Source organism: Pseudomonas sp. FW305-3-2-15-C-LB1, from assembly GCF_058787615.1.
Genome location: NZ_JBYSZX010000015.1, coordinates 68,324 through 88,060 on the forward strand (window position 1 = coordinate 68,324; position 19,737 = coordinate 88,060).

17 protein-coding genes are annotated in these 19,737 nt (G+C 62.7%); 9 read left to right on the plus strand and 8 right to left on the minus strand.

Annotation, left to right across the window (positions count from 1 at the left end):
* Position 1: 1 nt before the first annotated feature.
* The 3 genes from AC3WP7_RS24155 to AC3WP7_RS24165 are packed head-to-tail and all read right to left on the minus strand — an operon-like array spanning position 2 to position 3,372.
* Complete coding sequence (locus tag AC3WP7_RS24155; protein WP_092244107.1) at positions 2–1,351, minus strand: MmgE/PrpD family protein; 1,350 nt, start codon at positions 1,349–1,351, stop codon at positions 2–4.
* A 10-nt stretch (positions 1,352–1,361) separates the two neighbouring features.
* Positions 1,362–2,525: an acyl-CoA dehydrogenase family protein gene (locus AC3WP7_RS24160; protein ID WP_102592588.1), complete on the minus strand. Its 1,164-nt coding sequence runs from the start codon at positions 2,523–2,525 to the stop codon at positions 1,362–1,364.
* A 28-nt stretch (positions 2,526–2,553) separates the two neighbouring features.
* Entirely contained in the window at positions 2,554–3,372 is an 819-nt protein-coding gene (locus AC3WP7_RS24165) for an HTD2 family dehydratase (RefSeq protein ID WP_102592589.1), read from the minus strand.
* Positions 3,373–3,503: 131 nt separating this feature from the next.
* Here AC3WP7_RS24165 and AC3WP7_RS24170 point away from each other — a divergent pair, with 131 nt between their 5' ends.
* The 4 genes from AC3WP7_RS24170 to AC3WP7_RS24185 all read left to right on the plus strand — a co-directional run bounded on the left by AC3WP7_RS24170 (position 3,504) and on the right by AC3WP7_RS24185 (position 7,634).
* Entirely contained in the window at positions 3,504–4,394 is an 891-nt protein-coding gene (locus AC3WP7_RS24170) for a LysR family transcriptional regulator (RefSeq protein ID WP_092244118.1), read from the plus strand.
* A gap of 33 nt (positions 4,395–4,427) precedes the next feature.
* Entirely contained in the window at positions 4,428–4,916 is a 489-nt protein-coding gene (locus tag AC3WP7_RS24175; protein WP_102592590.1) for a GFA family protein, read from the plus strand.
* Positions 4,917–5,010: 94 nt separating this feature from the next.
* Positions 5,011–6,825 (plus strand): serine hydrolase domain-containing protein, encoded by a 1,815-nt coding sequence (locus tag AC3WP7_RS24180; protein ID WP_102592591.1) that lies wholly within the window; start codon positions 5,011–5,013, stop codon positions 6,823–6,825.
* 17 nt (positions 6,826–6,842) lie between these two features.
* Complete coding sequence (locus AC3WP7_RS24185) at positions 6,843–7,634, plus strand: MipA/OmpV family protein (protein ID WP_102592608.1); 792 nt, start codon at positions 6,843–6,845, stop codon at positions 7,632–7,634.
* Positions 7,635–7,740: 106 nt separating this feature from the next.
* Here AC3WP7_RS24185 and AC3WP7_RS24190 read toward each other — a convergent pair whose 3' ends face one another.
* Together AC3WP7_RS24190 and AC3WP7_RS24195 are read right to left on the minus strand one after the other, a co-directional pair.
* The gene (locus AC3WP7_RS24190; protein WP_092244127.1) at positions 7,741–9,018 is read right to left on the minus strand and encodes an ATP-binding protein; all 1,278 of its coding nucleotides are present in this window, start codon (positions 9,016–9,018) and stop codon (positions 7,741–7,743) included.
* The gene (locus tag AC3WP7_RS24195; protein WP_071487930.1) at positions 9,019–9,726 is read right to left on the minus strand and encodes a winged helix-turn-helix domain-containing protein; all 708 of its coding nucleotides are present in this window, start codon (positions 9,724–9,726) and stop codon (positions 9,019–9,021) included.
* Positions 9,727–9,883: 157 nt separating this feature from the next.
* Here AC3WP7_RS24195 and AC3WP7_RS24200 point away from each other — a divergent pair, with 157 nt between their 5' ends.
* Positions 9,884–11,083 (plus strand): MFS transporter, encoded by a 1,200-nt coding sequence (locus AC3WP7_RS24200; RefSeq protein WP_102592592.1) that lies wholly within the window; start codon positions 9,884–9,886, stop codon positions 11,081–11,083.
* Here AC3WP7_RS24200 and AC3WP7_RS24205 read toward each other — a convergent pair.
* A complete protein-coding gene (locus tag AC3WP7_RS24205) occupies positions 11,039–11,641 on the minus strand; it encodes a MiaE family protein (RefSeq protein ID WP_071487932.1) in 603 nt (200 codons plus the stop codon). The genes AC3WP7_RS24200 and AC3WP7_RS24205 overlap by 45 nt on opposite strands.
* A 155-nt stretch (positions 11,642–11,796) precedes the next feature.
* Between AC3WP7_RS24205 and AC3WP7_RS24210 the strand changes: the two genes are divergently transcribed.
* Positions 11,797–12,660 (plus strand): universal stress protein, encoded by an 864-nt coding sequence (locus AC3WP7_RS24210; RefSeq protein WP_102592593.1) that lies wholly within the window; start codon positions 11,797–11,799, stop codon positions 12,658–12,660.
* 133 nt (positions 12,661–12,793) lie between these two features.
* Here AC3WP7_RS24210 and AC3WP7_RS24215 read toward each other — a convergent pair whose 3' ends face one another.
* The gene (locus AC3WP7_RS24215; RefSeq protein WP_102592594.1) at positions 12,794–13,264 is read right to left on the minus strand and encodes a DUF1289 domain-containing protein; all 471 of its coding nucleotides are present in this window, start codon (positions 13,262–13,264) and stop codon (positions 12,794–12,796) included.
* Between the two features lie 396 nt (positions 13,265–13,660).
* Here AC3WP7_RS24215 and acnB point away from each other — a divergent pair, with 396 nt between their 5' ends.
* The gene (acnB, locus tag AC3WP7_RS24220; protein ID WP_092244144.1) at positions 13,661–16,270 is read left to right on the plus strand and encodes a bifunctional aconitate hydratase 2/2-methylisocitrate dehydratase; all 2,610 of its coding nucleotides are present in this window, start codon (positions 13,661–13,663) and stop codon (positions 16,268–16,270) included.
* Positions 16,271–16,447: 177 nt separating this feature from the next.
* Here acnB and AC3WP7_RS24225 read toward each other — a convergent pair whose 3' ends face one another.
* Positions 16,448–17,725, minus strand: coding sequence for a serine/threonine transporter (locus tag AC3WP7_RS24225; RefSeq protein ID WP_092244147.1), 1,278 nt, complete (start codon positions 17,723–17,725; stop codon positions 16,448–16,450).
* A 284-nt stretch (positions 17,726–18,009) separates the two neighbouring features.
* On the opposite strand from AC3WP7_RS24225, the gene AC3WP7_RS24230 reads away from it, so the two are divergent.
* Both AC3WP7_RS24230 and AC3WP7_RS24235 read left to right on the plus strand, forming a co-directional pair.
* A complete protein-coding gene (locus AC3WP7_RS24230; RefSeq protein ID WP_092244150.1) occupies positions 18,010–18,603 on the plus strand; it encodes a TetR/AcrR family transcriptional regulator in 594 nt (197 codons plus the stop codon).
* Between the two features lie 144 nt (positions 18,604–18,747).
* The gene (locus tag AC3WP7_RS24235) at positions 18,748–19,701 is read left to right on the plus strand and encodes a 2-hydroxyacid dehydrogenase (protein ID WP_092244153.1); all 954 of its coding nucleotides are present in this window, start codon (positions 18,748–18,750) and stop codon (positions 19,699–19,701) included.
* Positions 19,702–19,737 lie beyond the last annotated feature (36 nt).

A 19,737-nucleotide genomic window follows, 5' to 3' on the forward strand; every position in this document is an offset into this window, starting at 1 on the left:
CTCAGAGCCAGTGGGCCATGGACGTGGCGTTGCGCAAATTCCAGACCTTCTCGATCAGGGCGTTGGCCTGGGCCGGGGTGCGGGCGCCGCTGAACAGGCTCAGCCGCTGGAATTTATCCGCCAGCTCCGCGCGGCTCAGGGTGTTGCCCGGATCGCCCTTGGGCTCGTCGATAGCGCCATGCAGCGTGCGGCCATCCTGCGTGGTGACGGTGACGCGGCCGAGCCAGCGTTGCGGGTAGGCGCCGTCGACTTCGGGGTCGAGGGTCATGCTGACCTTGTCGCGAAAAGCCGAGACGGCTGGATCGGTCAATGCCAGCTCATGGAACTCGGTGAGACCGGCCTTGCCATGCACGCCAATCAAGCCCAGCACGGTGCCCATGGAGAACTTGGCCTGGTGCACGCTGGTCGGCACGTTCACGCGCCCCAGCACATCGATCGCGCCTTGATGCACGCGGGTTTCGACGCGGGCAATATCGGCGGCGGCGAGACGTTCGCGTTGCATCAGGTCCAGCAGCGCATCGGCGGCCGGATGGGTATGGCGGCACGAGGCGTGGAACTTGAACGAGGTTTCCAGCAGCGCCCAGCGACTGCCAAGGCCAGCGGACAACTTGCTCGGCTCGGCATCGCTGGACATGCCCGCCGCCAAGCCCTGGTCACCTTCCAGGATATTACGCGCCCCCGTCAGCCCATCCGCCGTCAGGTATGCGGCGAGCAAGCCATCCGCTGCCGCCTTGGCGGTGTGCAGTTGCTTGGAGTCGGCGGCATCGCGCAGGAACTCCCACAAGCCGGCGGCCTGGGTGCCCGCGCTGCCGAGCAGGTTGATGAATTGTTCCTGGTTGAAATCCAGCAGCTTGCCCACCGCGACCGCCGCCGCCAACGTGCCGACGGTGGCCGTGGTGTGGAAGATGCGGTAATGGGAGCGCCCCATGAATTCGCCGATACGGATACCAGCCTCGTAGCCGGCCACCGAGGCCAGCAGCAAGTCGCGGCCGGATTTGCCCAGGTCCTGGGCGGCGGCCAGGGCAGCCGGAAACACCACGGTGGCCGGGTGCAACACGGAGCTGTTGTGCAGGTCATCCTGCTCCACCAGGTGCGACGAAGCACCGTTGACCAACGCGGCGAAGTAGGCGCTGCTGCCGGCGCCATTGACGATCACTTGCGCCGGGCCGTTACTCGGCCCCATCTTCTGCGCATAACGCTCGAACAATGGAATCGGATGCGCGCCCTTGCTCGCCAGCGCCGAGGCCAGCCAGTCCAGGTACAAATCTTCGGTGCGCGCCAGGACGTTTTCGGGCAACTGTGCGTAGTGCAGGTCCGCCAGGAAGCGACACAAGGCTTGGGTATGGCTCATGGTCGGGCCCTCAGAAGCTGCGTGGCAGTTCGAGCAAGTGCTCGGCCACGTAGGACAGGATCAGGTTGGTGGAGATCGGCGCCACCTGGTACAGGCGCGTCTCGCGGAATTTGCGCTCCACGTCGTACTCGCAGGCAAAGCCGAAACCGCCGTGGGTTTGCAGGCAGGCATTGGCCGCCTCCCAGGACGCCTTGGCCGCCAGGTACTTGGCCATGTTGGCGCTGGCGCCGGCCTGTTTACCGCTGTCGTATTCCTCGCAGGCGCGCCAGCGCATCAGGTCCGCCGCTTCGATCTCGATATGCGCCTCGGCAATCGGGAACTGCACACCCTGGTTCTGCCCGATGGGCCGGCCAAACACCACGCGGTCACGGGCATACGCGCTGGCTTTTTCGATAAACCAGCGGCCGTCGCCGATGCATTCGGCGGCGATCAACGTGCGTTCGGCGTTGAGGCCGTCGAGGATGTATTTGAAACCCTTGCCCTCTTCGCCGATCAGGCTGTCCAGCGGCAACTCCAGGTTGTCGAAGAACAGCTCGTTGGTCTCGTGGTTGACCATATTGGCGATGGGCTGCACGGTCAGGCCGTTGCCGATGGCTTCGCGCAGGTCGACGAGGAAGATCGACATGCCTTCGGATTTCTTCTTCACCTCGGCCAACGGCGTGGTGCGCGCCAGCAGGATCATCAGGTCGGAATGCTGGATCCGCGAGATCCACACCTTCTGGCCGTTGATCACGTACTTGTCGCCGCGCTTGATCGCGGTGGTCTTGATCCTGGTGGTATCGGTGCCGGTGGTGGGCTCGGTCACGCCCATCGATTGCAGGCGCAATTCACCGCTGGCCAGCTTGGGCAGGTAGAAGCGTTTCTGCGCTTCGCTGCCGTGCCGCAACAGGGTGAACATGTTGTACATCTGGCCGTGCACGGTGCCGGAGTTGCCGCCGCAGCGGTTCACTTCTTCAAGGATTACCGAAGCTTCGGCCAGGCCCAGGCCGGAACCGCCGTATTCCTCGGGGATCATCGCCGACAGCCAGCCGGCGTCGGTCAGCGCCTTGACGAAAGCTTCGGGGAAGCCCTTCTCTTCATCGATCCGGCGCCAGTAAGCGGCATCGAATTCAGCGCACAAGGCGCGCACGCCGTCGCGGATGGCATTGAGTTCTTCGTTGTCATTCGGGTTCATCTGCGGCTCTCCGCCTGTTGTTCTTGGATTATTCGAAATGCACCTGGGCTTGCTGCGCCAGGCCATCGGTATTGCCGGCCCACAGTTGGGCTACGCCGCTCTCGGTGACGCGCCCGCCTACTTCAAAAGGTTGCGGCGCAATCAACGGGCGCACACCGCGATAGGCAAACCGGCGCAAGGTGGCTTCAGGATGGGCGCGGCAGAACGCGCGCAGGCCCAGGGTGGCGATCAGCGGCCCGTGCACCACCAGTCCCGAGTAGCCTTCGGTGCCGGTGACATAGGGGTAGTCGTAGTGAATGCGGTGGCCGTTGAAGGTCACCGCGCTGTAGCGAAACAGCAGGGTCGGCGTGGGGTCGACGGTTTCGGACCACTCGCCCTGCTCCAGCGCCTCGCCGCTGCCCGATTTGGGCGGCGTGGGTTCGCGGTAGACGATGTCCTGTTCCTCGCGGATCGCCAGGCGGCCCTCCTGGGAGTAGTCGTGGCGCACGGTGACGAACAGCAGCGCGCCGGTGCGGCCAGTCTTTTCTTCGACCTGGGTGATGGTCGACACCCGGGTCGCCGCCTCACCGGCACGCAGGGCATGCAGGAACTCGATGCGCCCACCGGCCCACATGCGATTGCGATTGTCGGCCGGCGGCAGGAAGCCGCCCCGGGCCGGGTGGCCGTCGCTGCCCAGGGCGGTTTCCGGCAGTGGGTCCTGGAAGAAACACCACTGCCACAGCGGCGGGATATCCGCGCCATCCTCGGGCACGGCTTCGCCGAAGGTAGCGGCAATACGCTTGAGCAGGTTATGGCTGAGGTGGTCGTGGGCGGTTTCGCTTCGGCCGATCCAATCGGTGGCGCTCATCGGGTGCAGGTCCTCGGGCAGTGAGTGTCTGCCCCGGATCATGCAAGGACGCACCCGTTCCGGGAATTTGCATTTCAATAAACCAGCGTTCGGTTATGCTGAACGCCGCCATCCTGTCCCGGGAGTCTTGCATGCACTTCGATCTGGCCGACCTGCGCCTGTTTATCCACATCGCCGAATCCCCCAGCCTGACCCAGGGCGCCAAGCGCGCGTTCCTCTCGCCGGCCGCCGCCAGTGCGCGGATCAAGGCCCTCGAAGGCCAACTCGACACCCGCCTGCTGTACCGCGACAGCCGTGGCGTGGAGATCACCCCGGCCGGGGAGCGCCTGCTGCACCATGCGCGGTTGATCATGCGCCAGGTGGATTACCTGAAAAGCGAATTCACCCAATACGGCGTGGATTCGGCCGGGCATATCCGCATTTTTGCCAACACCACGGCGGTCACCGAGTTCTTGCCAGAGGTGCTGGCGGGCTTCCTGTCCCAGCGCCCTGGCGTAACGGTGGACCTGCAGGAGCGCCTGTCCCGCGACATCGTGCGTGGTGTGCTGGATGGCACCAGCGACATGGGCATCATCGCCGGCCCCGTGGAAGCCTCGGGGTTGCAGGTGCTGCACTTCAGCACGGATAAACTGGTGCTGATGGTGCCGGTGGGGCATGCACTGGCGCAACAACCCTCAGTCACCCTGGAACAGACCCTCGCCTACCAGCACATCGGCCTACATGAAGGCAGCACCTTGCTGAGCTTCCTGCGTGAACACGTCGAGCGGCTGGGCAAACACTTGTCGCTGCGTATCCAGGTGTCGAGTTTCGAGGCGATCTGCCGGATGGTCGAAGCCGGCGTGGGCATCGGCATCATTCCCGAGTCCGCCGCTGTACGCCACAGCCGCACCATGCAACTGGTGGCGGTGAAGCTGGATGAGCCCTGGGCAATCCGCGAGCGCAGCATCCTGGTGCGGGAGCTGGAGGCGCTGCCCGGCACCATTCGGGCGTTGATTGCCACGTTGATGCCGGAAAACGCCTAAGCTGATCAGTCACCTTGCCAAAGGAGTCAGCCCATGCAGCTCGAAGGATCCTGCCATTGCGGCGCCGTCACGTTCAGCCTCACCAGTGCCCACCCCTACCCTTACCAGCGCTGCTACTGCTCGATCTGTCGCAAGACCCAGGGCGGTGGCGGTTACGCGATCAACCTGGCCGGTAACACCGCGAGTTTGAAGGTGCGCGGACGCAAATCCATTACGATCTACCACGCCAGACTCAAGCCCGAAGGCGCCAACCGTGCCCATGCGAGTAGCGCCGAGCGGCACTTCTGCTCGCAGTGCGGCAGCGCGCTGTGGGTGTTCAGCCCGGAATGGCCGGAGCTGATCCACCCGTTTGCCTCGGCCATCGACACACCATTGCCGGTGCCGCCGGACCATACGCACTTGATGCTGGGGTCGAAGGCGCCGTGGGTGGAGGTCACGTTGCGCAAGGGCGATCAGCAGTTCAATGAATATCCCGAAGAATCCATTGCCCAGTGGCATGAGCGGCATGGGCTGGTGCGTTAACACTCTTTGACAGTTTCTCGACAAAGCTGTCAAAGACCCCCAGGCACCACGCCCCTAGCATTCGAGCATCCAAACCACCTGCCGGGTGCTCTTCATGCTTCGCACATTGCGCGGTATTCCATTGCTCGGTTGCCTGCTGGGCAGCATCGGCTGCCATGGGCAAGCCTCTGCCCCGCCGCCGATCCCCAAGGGCGACTACAGCGCGATCATCCGCTACCTGCAAACCCGCATCCCCCGGGACATGGCCCAGGCCAACGTGCCCGGTTTGTCGATTGCCCTGGTCAATGGCCAGGAGTTGATCTGGGCCGCTGGGTTCGGCTTGGCCGACAAAACACTGGGCGTGCCGGTGACGCCGAACACGGCGTTTCGCGCCGGTGCGATCTCCAAGCTGCTCACCGCCAGCGCGGCCCTGCAACTGGTTGAACAGCAGCGGCTGGCGCTGGATGCACCGATCCAACAGACGTTGCGCGAGTTCTATGTGCGCTCGCGTTTCCACACCGACCAGCAGGCCGCCGACCGCGACATCACCTTGCGCCGCCTGCTCAGCCATCAATCCGGCCTGCCCAGCGAGCACCTGCGCGACCTGCGCAACAGCTATGCCATGGGGCAGATGCCGATGCGCCTGTCCGGCGTCTGGCTGAGTACACCGCCCGGCACCCAGGTGGCGTATTCCAACCTGGGTTATGCGCTGGTCGGCGCGGCGATCGAGCGCAGCAGCGGCAGAGCGTTCGAGGCCCAAATGCAACACAGCCTGCTCAAGCCGCTGGAGATGAACCAGGCGAGTTTTATCGGCACCGCCGCACAGGTGAGCTATCGCGCCAAGGGTTATCAGGACGGTATCGCCAGCACCGACGCGCAAGTGCGTGACCTGGCGGCCGGCGGCTTGTGGGCCAGCCCCAAGGACCTCAGCCATTACGTGCAGATGCTGTTCGCCGAGGGCCTGTACAAGGGCAACCGGGTAATGAACCAGCGCTCCATCGATGACATGTTTACCCAGCAAAACACCGGCAACGCCCTGGACTTCGATTGCCGGATCGGCCTGGCCTGGTTTCTCGCACCGTGCGGTGACGAGCCGGTCGGGCCTGGGGTGCGCACCTATCAGCACAGCGGTGGCGGCGATGATTTCGCCGCGCAGTTGAGCCTGCTGCCAGACCAGCAACTGGCGGTGATCATCATGGCCAACGACAGCAATGCCGAAGACCTGGTTGCCACGCTGACCACCGACACCCTGCGCCTGATGCTCCAGGCGCAGACCGGCGAACCGGTGTGCAGCGAAGACTGCCAGGCGCCCCGCCACGGGCTCAAGTTGCGCCAGGTGCCGGCCGCCGTCGACCGCCAGCGCCTGTCCGGGTTTTACGCCACCGCCTGGGGCGTATTCCGCATCCGGGACGACGCCGGTCGGCTGCGCGGTGAACTGGCCGGCTACGACTTCGAGCTGCTGCGTGACGACCACGGCTGGCTGCGCGCGCAGAAGAAAGTCCTGGGGTTCTGGCTCAAGGACCTCGGCGAACTCGGCCGCGTGCAGTTGGATGTGATCACCGTGCAAGGCCGGCAGATGCTCACCGCGCGCAGCCACGGCCAGCGCATCGCCATCGGTGAACGCATCGACCCGCCACCCTTGCCCATGGCCTGGGCCGACACCGTCGGGACCTACCAAGTGCTCAACACCCACGAGCCCGATGCGCCGTTGAGCGGCATCAGCGTGCGCCTGGAAGAAGGTTTCCTGGTGATTCGCGGCCAACTGCACGACGAGCCACTGACCGACTACATCCTGCTGCCCGTGGACAACGCCCATGCCGTGCTCGCCGGCAACGGCTATGGCCTGGGCGACACCGTCAGCCGCCAAGTCAACGGCCTGAGCGCCTCGGGCTACTCCTTCAAACGTACCCATCCACCCTTGAGTTTCTGACCGACATGAAAACCCTGATGAGCCCCAAAAACCTCTGCCTGTCCCTCACCTCGTTGTGTTTGCTGGTAGGCGCCGACGCAGCACTGGCCGAGGACTGGACCTACAGCCTCAAAGCCGGCGTGGCCAATCTGCCGCGCTACAGCGGCAGCGACGAGCGCATGACCGCCCCGGTGTTCGGCGGCGCCATTGTCAGCCCCTGGGGAATTTTCCTCGATACCGACAAGGGCCTGGGCTGGGGCTACGAAGGCAACGCCTTGAGTTTCAGTGCGTATGTCGGCGCCAGCGCATCGCGCAAGGACAAGAACGAATCCCTGCACTTGGGCTCCAAGCGCCTCAAGGGCATGGGCGAAATCAAGTCACGCCCGCAACTGGGCGTGAGTGCCCACTACAATCTCGGCGGCGCCATTGTCGGCGCGACCCTGGAACACGCCCTCAAGGAAGATGACCACAAGGACAGCGGCAAGGCGTTCACCCATCTGGAATTGAGTCTGGGCACCACGCTGTACGAGGGGCGTTATGGCTCCGTCGATGCCAGCATCAACAGCCACTTTGGCGACCGGGACTATATGCAGACCTGGTACGGCGTCACTACCGGCCAAGCCGCGCGCAGCCGCTTCAAGGCCTACAAGGCCGGTGCCGGCAATATCAGCAATGGCCTGAACCTGGCCTGGAGCCTGCCGATCAGCGAGCACACCGAGTTCTCGACATTGCTGGATGTGCAGTACCTGGCGGATGAAGCGGGCAAGAGCCCGATTGTGGAGCGACGGTTGCAGACGTCGGTGATGGGCGTGCTGGAATACACGTTCTGATTGGATAGGTGGGAGGGGGCTTGCCCCCGATGGCGGTGCATCAGTCCATATCGCTATCGGGGGCAAGCCCCCTCCCACACTTGGATCTCCATTGAATGTAAAAGCGCTATTCGGCGTACGCCCAGGTCATCCGGAACGACGCGCCGCCCCATTCCGAATCCTGCACTTGCACCTGGCCGCCGTGCCACTGCGACACCCGCTGCACCAGTGCCAGGCCCAGGCCGAAGCCACCGGTGCGACGGTCGCGGCTGTCGTCCAGGCGCATGAAGGGCTGGAAGATCTTCGAGCGGCCTTCCTCCGGCACGCCAGGGCCGTCATCACACACCCGCACTTCATAGCCACTGCCGAACTTGACCAGCGACACTTCCACACGCCGCTCGGCATACCGAATGGCATTGCGCAGCAAGTTGATCACCGCCCGCGCCATAAAACGCGGTTCGATCTGGATGTAGTCCACTTCGCAGGTGCGCAACGACAACTGGATACCGGCGGCTTCGGCCTCCAGCGCCACGCTGCCGATCACACTGTCGAGCCAACTGTGGGCCTCGATGCGCTCGCGGGTGACCTGGGTGGCGCCGCGCTCCAGGCTGGCGTAGGTGAGCAGTTCGGAGACCATTTCTTCCAGCTCGCCCAGGTCGGCATACATGTCGGCAATCAGTTCGCCGCGCAGACGCGGGTCGACTTGTTGCTTGAGCTGGTCGAGTTCGAACGACAGGCGCGCAATCGGCGTGCGCAGCTCGTGGGACACGGCGTTGGTCAGTTCGCGCTGGTTGGCGATCAGGCTTTCGATGCGTTCGGCCATCTGATTGAAGTGCCCCGCCAGCTCGCGCACGGTGGAACGGCGCGGCAGCAGGATGCGTGAACCGAGGTCGTTGTCACCGAAGCGTTGTGCGGCCAGGCGAATATGCTCCAGGTCGCGCCAGTGCGGGCGCACCCAGAAATACAGGACGATCGCCAGGCACACCCCGAGAAAACCATAGGCCCACAGGTAGAGCCACTTGGGCTCTTCCGGCAGTTTGATTTCCAGCAACTGCGGGCCACCGTCAATGCTGGCGAGGAACTCCATGAAATCACCGCGCACCACCAGCAAGTCAGCGGCCAGCAGTTGTGTCTCGCGTTCGGTGAGCGCCTGGGTGTCCTTCTGGACCAACCTCAAATGCAGCCCATAATGGGGCTGCAACTCGGCCAGCCGGGCCTGGCGTTGCTCGGCGCCGAGCGGACGCAGCTGTTCCACCAGGGCATACGCCGGGCCGCGCAAGGCTTCGCGGTTATAGGTTTCGTTGGCTTCGGGCAGCAGCTCGTCGAAGGTGTAGTTGACCAGCCAGATCGCCCCCGCCAGACCGAGGGCCAGGATCACATACAGGCGCAGAAACAGCCGCAGCATTTAAGCCTCCCACGCGAACGGGTTGAACAGGTAGCCCTTGCCCCAGATGGTCTTGATGCACACCGGTTCACGGGGGTTGTCGTTGAGCTTGCTGCGCAGTTTGCTGATGTACACGTCGACGCTACGGTTGAGGCCGTCGAACGCGATACCGCGCATGCGGTTGAGGATGTCATCGCGGGACAGGATCGTGCCTGAGTTGCTGGCCAGCAGCCATAACAGCTCGAACTCCATGGTGGTCAGATCGATCTTGTCATCCCCCAGGCTGACCCCCCGGCAACTGCGATCGATGGCCAACCGCCCGAACGCCAGGGCACCGCGCACCGTCGGCTCCGGGGCCTGGCGCCGTTGCAGGGCACGCAGGCGCGCCAGCAGCACGGGCGGCTTGATCGGTTTGATCACATAATCGTCGGCACCGGACTCCAGTCCCAGGATGTGGTCCAGGTCATCTTCCTTGGCCGTGAGGATCACAATCGGCGTGTCAGATACCGTGCGGATCCCACGGCACACATGCAGGCCACTCTGGCCAGGCAGCATCAGGTCCAGCACGACGATCTTCGGCTTGAACGCCAGAAACGCTGCAAGGGCCTCATCGCCCCGGTGCTCCACGCGCACCTCGAAGCCATGCTGCTCCAGGAAGTGCGCGATCAGCCCCGCGAGTTTTTCGTCGTCTTCAACGAGCAAGACCTTGCCCAGCCCCAGATTTTCCATAAGTTCTCAGTGTGCAGACGCAGATTGAAGAGCGGGCATTATAAGTGGCAAGCTGCCCAACTTAAGCAACTGGCCAGCCGTTGCCGACGAAGCTTCATGCTTTTAAGAGTTTTTAACAAATACCCCGCACTCTTTAACGCCAGCCACAGGGAGTTGTATGCGCAAGGATTACCTGGCGTTCTTTGTTTCGCTGTTCCTCTCGCGGTTGGCGGACCAGATCCTGCTATTCATCGTGCCCCTGATCGTATTCCAGACCACGCAGAGTGTAGCCTGGGCCGGACTGGCATTCTTCGTCGAGTCGCTACCGCGTTACCTGGCGTTCCCGGTGTGTGGCGCCTTGTGCGATAAATTCGCGCCAGTGCGCCTGCTGCAGATCAGCCAGGTTTACCGGGCGCTGGCGTGTGTGCTCGCGGTGGTCTTGCATGGGGTGTTCGATGGCCTCTACTGGATTGTCCTGCTCTCGGCGTTGTGCGGGGTGCTGACGACCCAGGGCATCATGGCGCGGGAAGTGCTGATGCCGCACATCTTCGCGCACTACAGCTACGCCAAGACCCTCTCCTACTCGCAGATCGCCGACCAGAGCGGGCTGGTGCTGGGGCCGCTGGTGGCGGCGCTGATGCTGGAAGTCTGGGCCTGGCATTGGGTGGTGCTGGGAGTGGCCGGATTGTTTGTACTGGCCGACCTGGCGATGCGCGCGTGGCAACGCTCCAGCACGGCGCACCTGGAAACCTTCGAACAGCATCAGGATATCTGGCTGCAACCCCTGAAGATTGCGTTCGGGCATATCCGCAGCCTGCCGGACTTGAAACGGATCATCACCCTGGCCGTGGGGGTGAACCTGATCATTGGCGTCACCCTGGCCACATCGGCGGCGATGGTCACCGGCCACTTTGCAGCAGACAAGGACGCCTATGCCCTGCTGCAGGCAGCGGGTGCACTGGTGACCATCGGCATTCTGTTTTATCTGGCCCGGGCCGGCCTGCCGTTGAAAGTGCTGGGTGGCTTGTCGTATTCGATGATCGGGATGGGGGCGTTGATCATGGCCGCAAGCCCCGGCGTATGGCTGTATGCCGTGGGTTTCCTGCTGGTGACCGGCTTCGACAAGATGTTCAACGTCTACCTGCGCAGCACCCGCCAGCGGGTGATCCCCGTGCAGGACTTCGGCAAGACCGTGGGCGTGATCACCCTGCTCAACAACCTGCCGCAACCCTTGGCGGGCCTGGCGGTGGCGTTGCTGGCGGCGCCGCTGGGGACGCAGGCGGTGATCCTGCTGTTGGCCGGGATCGCCGCATTGCTCGGTGTGGCCGTGGCCTCAGGCTGGCACGCCACTGTGAAAGCGGAACTCGATGTCGGGTGACTCGATCAGGTCCTGCTCGGTCGCCCTGACCCGCTCGATCACCTGGGCGATGTCCTTGGCGTCGCCGTACTGGTACGCCAGCTTCAGGTAACCCTGGAAGTGCCGCGCCTCGCTCTTCAGCAGCCCGAAATAGAACTTGCCGAGTTCTTCGTCCAAATGCGGCACCAGGGCTTCGAAACGCTCGCAACTGCGCGCTTCGATAAAGGCGCCGACCACCAGGGTGTCCACCAGTTTCACCGGTTCATGGCTGCGCACCACTTTGCGCAAGCCCGAGGCATAGCGCCCGGCATGCAGCTGGCGCAGCTCGATCTTGCGCTTTTTCATCAGGCGCATGACCTGCTCGTGATGCACCAGCTCCTCGCGGGCCAGGCGCGACATCATGTTGATCAGGTCGACATGGCTGTAGTACTTGGCGATCAGGCTCAGGGCGGTGCTGGCGGCTTTGAATTCGCAGTTCTTGTGGTCGATCAGCAGGGTTTCCTGATCGGCCAGCGCGGCCTGGACCCAGGCATCAGGGGTGCGGCAACCGAGGAATTCGTGGATTTCTGGCAGGTTCATCGGGCTCACGGGCAAAAGGATCACAAAAGGCCGGCGATTATACCGACCCCGCCGCAGACCACCAGCCACCGGCCTTGATGTGCATCAACATGACGTGCGCGCGCCAGCAACTATAGTTGTTCCAGGCCCCGCCCTTTTTTATGGAGATCCCGATCATGCAAGCCATCCGCAGCATTCTGGTGATCATCGAGCCCGAGCACTCGGAAAGCCTGGCCCTCAAGCGCGCCAAGCTGATCGCCGGGGTCACCGACGCGCACCTGCACTTGCTGGTCTGCGACAAGAAGCATGAGCACTCGGCGCTGCTGGCGCTACTCAAGGCGGGCCTGCAGGAAGACGGCTACCGCGTCAGCACCGAGCAGGCATGGAATACCAGCCTGCATGAAACCATTATCGACGTGCAGCAGGCCGAAGGCTGCGGGCTGGTGATCAAGCAGCATTTCCCGGACAGCCCACTGAAAAAAGCCCTGCTGACGCCGGCGGACTGGAAGCTGCTGCGCTATTGCCCGAGCGCGGTATTGCTGGTCAAGACGTCTACACCCTGGATGGGCGGAAAGATCCTGGCGGCGATCGACGTAGGCAATACCGATGGCGAACACCGTTCGCTGCACAACTCGATCATTGACCATGGCTTTGATATCGCCAACCTGGCCAAGGCGCAGTTGCATGTGATCAGCGCACATCCGTCACCGATGCTGTCGGCGGCGGACCCGACGTTCCAACTCAAGGAAACCATCGAGGCGCGGTATCGCGAGCAATGCAGGACGTTCCAGGCTGAGTTCGATGTGGATGACAAGCACCTGCATATTGAAGAAGGCCCTGCCGATGTACTGATCCCCTACCTTGCCCACCAATTGCCGGCGGCGGTTACCATCCTCGGCACCGTGGGGCGCACAGGTCTTTCCGGGGCGCTGATCGGTAACACCGCAGAGGTGGTGCTGGATGCCCTGGAGAGTGATGTGCTGGTGCTGAAACCTGACGAAGTGATGGACCGTCTGGTGGAGCAGGCCACCAAGGCCTGATGCCGACCTTTCAAACAATGAAGATAAAAATGTGGGAGGGGGCTTGCCCCCGATGAGGGTGTGTCAGTTGATACATCCCGGGCTGACACACTGCCATCGGGGGCAAGCCCCCTCCAACAGGGGTTATCCGTTGTCAGCTGGAAAACACATCACGCAGAAAGCCGGGCGCGATATAGCGCTGGTAATGCGCCTCGGACAGGATAAAGAACTCACGGTCAATCGCGTCGCGCAGGTCCGGCAACGGCCAATCGCGAAATTCCGGTAATAGCACCATCCCATACGCCTCCAGGTTGGAAATCACCCGCGCGCCCCGGGCGATCAACTGGTAGGCCCAGCAGTACTCGGACTGGTGCGGCACGAAGCGGATCTTGCGCTGTTCCAGCTGGCCGCGCAGGGTCTTGGGGTCGAAGACCTCCAGTTTGCCGGCCATCACCTGCACCAACAGCTGCTCCAATCGCAGCCAGACCGCGCGTTTTTCTTCCTCGTTATAGCCATTCCACTGGATCACTTCGTGGTGGAAGCGCTTGCAGCCACGGCACACCAGATCGCCGTAAACCGTGGAGCACAGGCCGACGCAGGGGGTCTTGATGGTTTGGTTGGACATGGGTAACGACACGCAGATCAGCAAAACAATGCGCCATGTTAGCCCTTTGTCTAAGCGTGATCACCCAGCAAACTTGGTCAGGCAACTTACCTTTAGAAATTTTTTGCCGTAGAATCATCCGGCCTTGTAAGGCGCCAATAATCCGCTGGAAGCTGTTTTCAAAGCGTCACGAGCACAGTCGTTCCTTCAGAACGGTGTTGGCGCGGGCCCTGACTCGGTAGGTCAAAGCCCTCGCCAACCCTCATCAGCTCCGTTCTGCAGGCGTAAAACTTTGAAAGCAGCTTCTGTGAGGAATGCCGGCAGCGCTGGCTTTGCGGCCCAAAAAGCCCCCGAGCGCATGCGTGCCGTTCATTTCTGGATGAGCGTCCCGTGGGACCACTGATGAGGGTAATAACTGTGCTTGAAGCCTACCGCAAACATATCGAAGAGCGCGCAGCCCTGGGTATTGTTCCCCAGCCGCTTAACGCCGAACAAACCGCAGGCCTGGTCGAGCTGCTGAAAAATCCTCCGGCTGGCGAAGAAGAATTCCTCGTTGACCTGATCACCAACCGCATTCCACCAGGCGTTGACGAAGCTGCATACGTCAAGGCCGGTTTCCTGTCTGCCCTGGCCAAGGGCGAAGCCACTTCCCCCCTGATCGACAAGAAACGCGCCGTTGAACTGCTTGGCACCATGCAAGGCGGCTACAACATCGTGACCCTGGTCGAGCTGCTGGACGACGCCACACTGGCTCCCGTCGCCGCCGCCCAACTCAAGCACACCCTGCTGATGTTCGATGCGTTCCACGACGTGGCCGAAAAAGCCAAGAACGGCAACGAACACGCCAAAGCCGTGATCCAGTCCTGGGCTGACGGCGAGTGGTTCCGCAACCGCCCTACCCTGGCCGACAAGATCAGCCTGCGCGTATTCAAGGTGACCGGCGAAACCAATACCGACGACCTGTCCCCTGCGCCGGATGCCTGGTCCCGTCCCGACATCCCACTGCACGCCCTGGCCATGCTGAAAATGGCCCGTGAAGGCATTGTGCCGGACGAGCAAGGCAAGACCGGCCCGATGAAGCAGATCGAAGAAATGCGCGGCCAGGGCTTCCCGATCGCCTACGTCGGTGACGTGGTCGGTACCGGTTCCTCGCGTAAATCCGCGACCAACTCCGTACTGTGGTTCTTCGGCGACGACGTTCCGTACGTGCCGAACAAGCGCGCTGGCGGCTTCTGCTTCGGCAGCAAGATCGCCCCGATCTTCTACAACACCATGGAAGATGCCGGCGCACTGCCCATCGAATTCGACGTTTCCAACATCAACATGGGCGACGTGATCGACCTGTACCCGCATGCTGGCAAGGTCTGCAAACACGGCACCGACGAAGTCATCACCACCTTCGAAATGAAGACTCCGGTGCTGTTGGACGAAGTCCGCGCCGGTGGCCGTATCCCGCTGATCATCGGTCGCGGCCTGACCGACAAGGCCCGTGCCGAGCTGGGCCTGGGCCCAACCGACCTGTTCAAGCTGCCTGAAGCGCCTGTCGACACCGGCAAAGGCTTCACCCTGGCGCAGAAAATGGTCGGCAAGGCGTGCGGCCTGCCAGAAGGCAAAGGCGTTCGTCCTGGCACCTACTGCGAACCGAAGATGACCACCGTGGGTTCCCAGGACACCACCGGTCCGATGACCCGTGACGAACTGAAAGACCTGGCGTGCCTGGGCTTCTCGACCGACCTGGTAATGCAGTCGTTCTGCCACACCGCGGCCTATCCAAAGCCGATCGACGTGACCACCCACCACACCCTGCCTGACTTCATCATGACCCGTGGCGGTGTATCGCTGCGTCCAGGCGACGGCATCATCCACAGCTGGCTGAACCGCATGCTGCTGCCGGACACCGTGGGTACCGGTGGTGACTCCCACACCCGTTTCCCGATGGGCATTTCGTTCCCGGCCGGTTCCGGTCTGGTTGCGTTCGCCGCAGCCACTGGCGTGATGCCACTGGACATGCCGGAATCGATCCTGGTGCGCTTCAAAGGCAAGATGAAGCCTGGCATCACCCTACGTGACCTGGTTCATGCCATTCCTTACTACGCGATCCAGTCGGGTCTGCTGACTGTAGAGAAGAAAGGCAAGAAGAACGCCTTCTCCGGCCGCATCCTGGAAATCGAAGGCCTGAACGACCTGACGCTGGAACAGGCTTTCGAGCTGTCCGACGCCTCGGCTGAACGTTCGGCTGCCGGTTGCACCATCAAGCTGTCGAAAGAGTCGATCACCGAATACCTGAACTCCAACATCACCCTGCTGCGCTGGATGATCGGTGAAGGCTATGGCGATGCACGCACCCTGGAACGTCGCGCCCAAGCGATGGAAGCCTGGGTCAAGAACCCTGAGCTGATGGAAGCCGATGCCGACGCGGAATACGCCGAAATCATCGAGATCGACCTGGCCGACATCAACGAGCCGATCCTCTGCGCACCGAACGACCCGGACGATGCCCGCCTGCTGTCGAGCGTTGCCGGCGAGAAGATCGACGAAGTGTTCATCGGTTCGTGCATGACCAACATCGGTCACTTCCGTGCGGCCGGCAAGCTGCTGGAGCAGGTCAAGGGTCAGCTGCCAACCCGTCTGTGGCTGTCGCCGCCGACCAAGATGGACGCTCACCAACTGACCGAAGAAGGCTACTACGGCATCTACGGCAAGGCTGGCGCGCGCATGGAAATGCCGGGCTGCTCGCTGTGCATGGGTAACCAGGCACGTGTTGAGCCGAATTCGACCGTGGTGTCGACGTCGACCCGTAACTTCCCGAACCGTCTGGGTGACGGCGCCAACGTCTACCTGGCTTCGGCCGAGCTGGCAGCGGTAGCTTCTACCCTGGGTCGCCTGCCGACCGTCGAAGAGTACATGGGCTACGCAGCGAAACTGGACACCATGGCCAGTGACGTCTACCGCTACCTGAACTTCGACCAGATCGCCGAGTTCCGCAAGATCGCAGCAAGCGCCAACATCCCGGTGATTCAAGCCTAAGGTGTTGATGTGAAAAAACGCCGCGTATCGTGAGGTACGCGGCGTTTTTTATGCCTGGAATGCAGTACAAATGTGGGAGGGGGCTTGCCCCCGATAGCAGTGGGTCAGCCAATAAATCCGGCACTGAGACACCGCGATCGGGGGCAAGCCCCCTCCCACATTTTTACCGCGTCAGGTTTAAGCGAAGAACGAATAGACCACCGCAGTAATCGCCACCAGGCCAACCGCCGTGACGAACACATTGGACGCCTGCCCCCGGTACTTGGCCATGACCGGCACCTTGCGAATGGCATACATCGGCATCAGGAACAGAATCGAAGCAATGATCGGACCGCCCAGCGCCTCGATCATGCCGAGGATGCTCGGGTTCAACGTCGCCACGATCCAGCACACCACCAGCATGAACGCCGCCGTCATGCGGTCCAGACGCTTGGCCTGCGGACGACGACCCGTCTTCAGCACCAGGCCCTTGAGACCTTCACTGGCGCCGATGTAATGGCCCAGGAACGACTTGGCAATCGCCACGAACGCAATCAACGGCGCTGCGAACTCGATGGTCGGGTTATTGAAGTGGTTGGCCAGGTACGACAGGATCGACAGGTTCTGCGCCTTCGCTTCGGCCAGTTGCGCCGGCGACAGGGTCAGCACGCAGCTGAATACGAAGAACAGCACCATCACCACCATCAACAGGTGCGCGCGGGACAGGATCTGCGAGCTGCGCTCATCGGCGTGGGCGCCGTACTGGCGCTTCTGGTCCACCGCAAAGGCCGAGATGATCGGCGAATGGTTGAACGAGAACACCATCACCGGGATCGCCAGCCACAACGTGTTGAGCAGTGCGGACGGTGCGGGGATGACGCTGGCGGTGCTGAGGATGCCGCCGTTCCAGTGCGGAATCAGGTACACCGCCAGGAACAGCAACGCGACGATGAACGGATACACCATCAGGCTCATGGCCTTGACGATCACTTGCTCGCCGCAACGCACCACGGCCAGCAGGCCGAGGATCAGCACGAACGACAGGATCGCCCGGGGCGGTGGCGCAATGTGCAATTGGTGTTCCATAAAGCTGCCGACCGTGTTGGTCAACGCCACGCTGTAAATCAGCAGGATCGGGAAGATGGCGAAGAAGTACAGCAAGGTGATCAGCGCGCCGGCCTTGATGCCGAAGTGTTCTTCCACCACGTCGGTGATGTCGGAACCTTCACGGCCGGACAGCACGAAGCGGGTCAGGCCACGGTGGGCGAAGAAGGTCATCGGGAACGCCAGCAGCGCCAGGATCACCAGGGGCCAGAAGCCGCCCAGGCCCGCGTTGATCGGCAAGAACAGCGTACCGGCGCCAATGGCGGTACCGAACAGGCCAAGCATCCAGGTGGTGTCCTGGCGGCTCCAGCTTGTGAGGGTTGCAGGTGTCGTTGCATAGCGTTCGTCGACGCTATTGGCCTGATCATTCATCCGGTCGGATCTCCGCATTTACACGGCCGGGACGAGTCAGAAAAACCTGACAGGCAGCGCCCCGACCATAGAAGGGGCCGGATTGTCCGGGATTCTTCTGAAGAAGCAAAGACTTAGCTGAGGAACGGTGGTGCGGTGCAAGCCCGCAGGGGCGGCTGTAGACGGCGGTTTTCGGGGCCTGTGGCTGAAGGCAGAATATACATTCCCGTACCAATCTATTTTAGAATCACGGCTGTTACTGTAGTTTTCACACAACGCCCGCCGCTTATCCAGAGAGCCCCGCCATGCCTCGCGTCTCCCGCAAACAAGCCGATCTCAACCGCGAAATCATCGTCGAGGCCGCCACGCACCTGTTTCGTGAGCGCGGACTGCACGGTATCAGCCTGTCAGACGTGATGGCTGCTGCCGGCCTGACCCACGGCGGATTCTACGGGCACTTCGCCTCCAAGGAAGCCCTGGCCACCGAAGCCTGCCAACAGGCATTCGAGCACGCCAACCTGGGCTGGCAGGCCAAAATCGAGCACAGCGACGATCAACAGGCCGCGCGCCAGGCGGTGCTGGGGCCCTACCTGACCGCCACCCACCGCGACAACCCCGGCGACGGCTGCCCGGTCTCGGCTTTCGCCCCGGACATGTGCCATGAACCGGCCGATACCGCTTTGCAGCGCACGTTTATAGAAGGCGTTGAAAAGTCCCTGGAGATCTTCGCCCAACTCGAGGACGGTGACCGTCAAGCCATGCTGGCCCAGTACGCAATGATGGTGGGCGCAGTGACCCTGGCACGTGCGACACGGGGCAATAGCCTGTCGGACGAGTTCCTGAAGGCTGCAAGAAATGCCCTCCTGCCCGTTGACAGCCCTTCCCACGTCCCGGCATGACCAGGCCATGAACTTTTTCCGGTTCGTCCCTCACCCGTACCACCACGACCGCTTCCGGCGGTGGGCAAGCGCAGTCGAGACCCGCTTCTGACCGCACAAATACCGCATACTCCTCCCCTCAAACCCTTCAGGAAGAGCCTTCCGATGACCGCCACTGTTCTGGTCCTGGTTGAAACCATCAACGAATACCTGCCCATCATCGAGGGCAATGACTTTCATGTGATCCTCGCGCCGACACCCGCCGAACGCGCCGAAGCCATCAAGGCCCACGGCAGCCAGATCAAGGCGGTGCTGACCCGTGGTCCGCTGGGCTTGTACGCCGAGGAAATCGCCGCCCTGCCCCTGCTGGAAATCATCTGCGTGATCGGCGCCGGCTACGAACACGTCGACCTGCAGGCCGCCAGCAATCGCGGGATCGTGGTCACCAACGGCGCCGGGGTGAATGCGCCGTCGGTGGCCGATCACGCCATGGCGTTGCTGCTGGCGCTGGTGCGCGGCATCCCGCAGACCGACGCTGCGGTGCGTCGCAACGAATGGCCCAAAGTGATGCGCCCGTCCCTGGGCGGCAAGCAATTGGGCATTCTCGGGTTGGGCGCCGTAGGTATGGAGATCGCCAAGCGCGCCGCCCTGGGGTTCGGCATGCAAGTGAGCTATCACAACCGCCAGCCCCGTGACGATGTGGACTACACCTACTGCGCCACCGCCGTTGAACTGGCGCGGACCTCGGACTTCCTGATCCTGGCCACGCCGGGCGGTGCCAGCACCCGCCACCTGATCGACCGCCACGCCCTGGATGCCCTGGGGCCGAATGGCTACCTGGTCAATATCGGTCGTGGCAGCGTGGTGGTCACCGCCGACCTGGTCGCCGCCCTGGAGCAGCGTCGCATCGGTGGCGCCGCGCTGGATGTGTTCGACGATGAGCCCAAGGTGCCCGACGCGCTCAAGAAACTCGGCAATACCGTGCTCACCTCCCACGTGGCCGGGCTGTCGCCGGAAGCGGCCCATGACACCGTGCAGCGCGTGGCCGACAACCTGGTGGAGTACTTTGCCGGCCGCCCGGTGCTCACTCCGGTTGCCCTGCCCCCGCCTACGAAATGACCGATCAGGCACGCTGATCATCCTCCAACACGCTAA

What these genes read in the sequence shown, in the direction of transcription:
- AC3WP7_RS24155 (WP_092244107.1), bottom strand. Translation starts at nt 1,351, where the DNA reads ATGAGCCATACCCAAGCCTTGTGTCGCTTCCTGGCGGACCTGCACTAC.
- AC3WP7_RS24160 (WP_102592588.1), bottom strand. Translation starts at nt 2,525, where the DNA reads ATGAACCCGAATGACAACGAAGAACTCAATGCCATCCGCGACGGCGTG.
- AC3WP7_RS24165 (WP_102592589.1), bottom strand. Translation starts at nt 3,372, where the DNA reads ATGAGCGCCACCGATTGGATCGGCCGAAGCGAAACCGCCCACGACCAC.
- AC3WP7_RS24170 (WP_092244118.1), top strand. Translation starts at nt 3,504, where the DNA reads ATGCACTTCGATCTGGCCGACCTGCGCCTGTTTATCCACATCGCCGAA.
- AC3WP7_RS24175 (WP_102592590.1), top strand. Translation starts at nt 4,428, where the DNA reads ATGCAGCTCGAAGGATCCTGCCATTGCGGCGCCGTCACGTTCAGCCTC.
- AC3WP7_RS24180 (WP_102592591.1), top strand. Translation starts at nt 5,011, where the DNA reads ATGCTTCGCACATTGCGCGGTATTCCATTGCTCGGTTGCCTGCTGGGC.
- AC3WP7_RS24185 (WP_102592608.1), top strand. Translation starts at nt 6,843, where the DNA reads ATGAGCCCCAAAAACCTCTGCCTGTCCCTCACCTCGTTGTGTTTGCTG.
- AC3WP7_RS24190 (WP_092244127.1), bottom strand. Translation starts at nt 9,018, where the DNA reads ATGCTGCGGCTGTTTCTGCGCCTGTATGTGATCCTGGCCCTCGGTCTG.
- AC3WP7_RS24195 (WP_071487930.1), bottom strand. Translation starts at nt 9,726, where the DNA reads ATGGAAAATCTGGGGCTGGGCAAGGTCTTGCTCGTTGAAGACGACGAA.
- AC3WP7_RS24200 (WP_102592592.1), top strand. Translation starts at nt 9,884, where the DNA reads ATGCGCAAGGATTACCTGGCGTTCTTTGTTTCGCTGTTCCTCTCGCGG.
- AC3WP7_RS24205 (WP_071487932.1), bottom strand. Translation starts at nt 11,641, where the DNA reads ATGAACCTGCCAGAAATCCACGAATTCCTCGGTTGCCGCACCCCTGAT.
- AC3WP7_RS24210 (WP_102592593.1), top strand. Translation starts at nt 11,797, where the DNA reads ATGCAAGCCATCCGCAGCATTCTGGTGATCATCGAGCCCGAGCACTCG.
- AC3WP7_RS24215 (WP_102592594.1), bottom strand. Translation starts at nt 13,264, where the DNA reads ATGTCCAACCAAACCATCAAGACCCCCTGCGTCGGCCTGTGCTCCACG.
- AC3WP7_RS24225 (WP_092244147.1), bottom strand. Translation starts at nt 17,725, where the DNA reads ATGAATGATCAGGCCAATAGCGTCGACGAACGCTATGCAACGACACCT.
- AC3WP7_RS24230 (WP_092244150.1), top strand. Translation starts at nt 18,010, where the DNA reads ATGCCTCGCGTCTCCCGCAAACAAGCCGATCTCAACCGCGAAATCATC.
- AC3WP7_RS24235 (WP_092244153.1), top strand. Translation starts at nt 18,748, where the DNA reads ATGACCGCCACTGTTCTGGTCCTGGTTGAAACCATCAACGAATACCTG.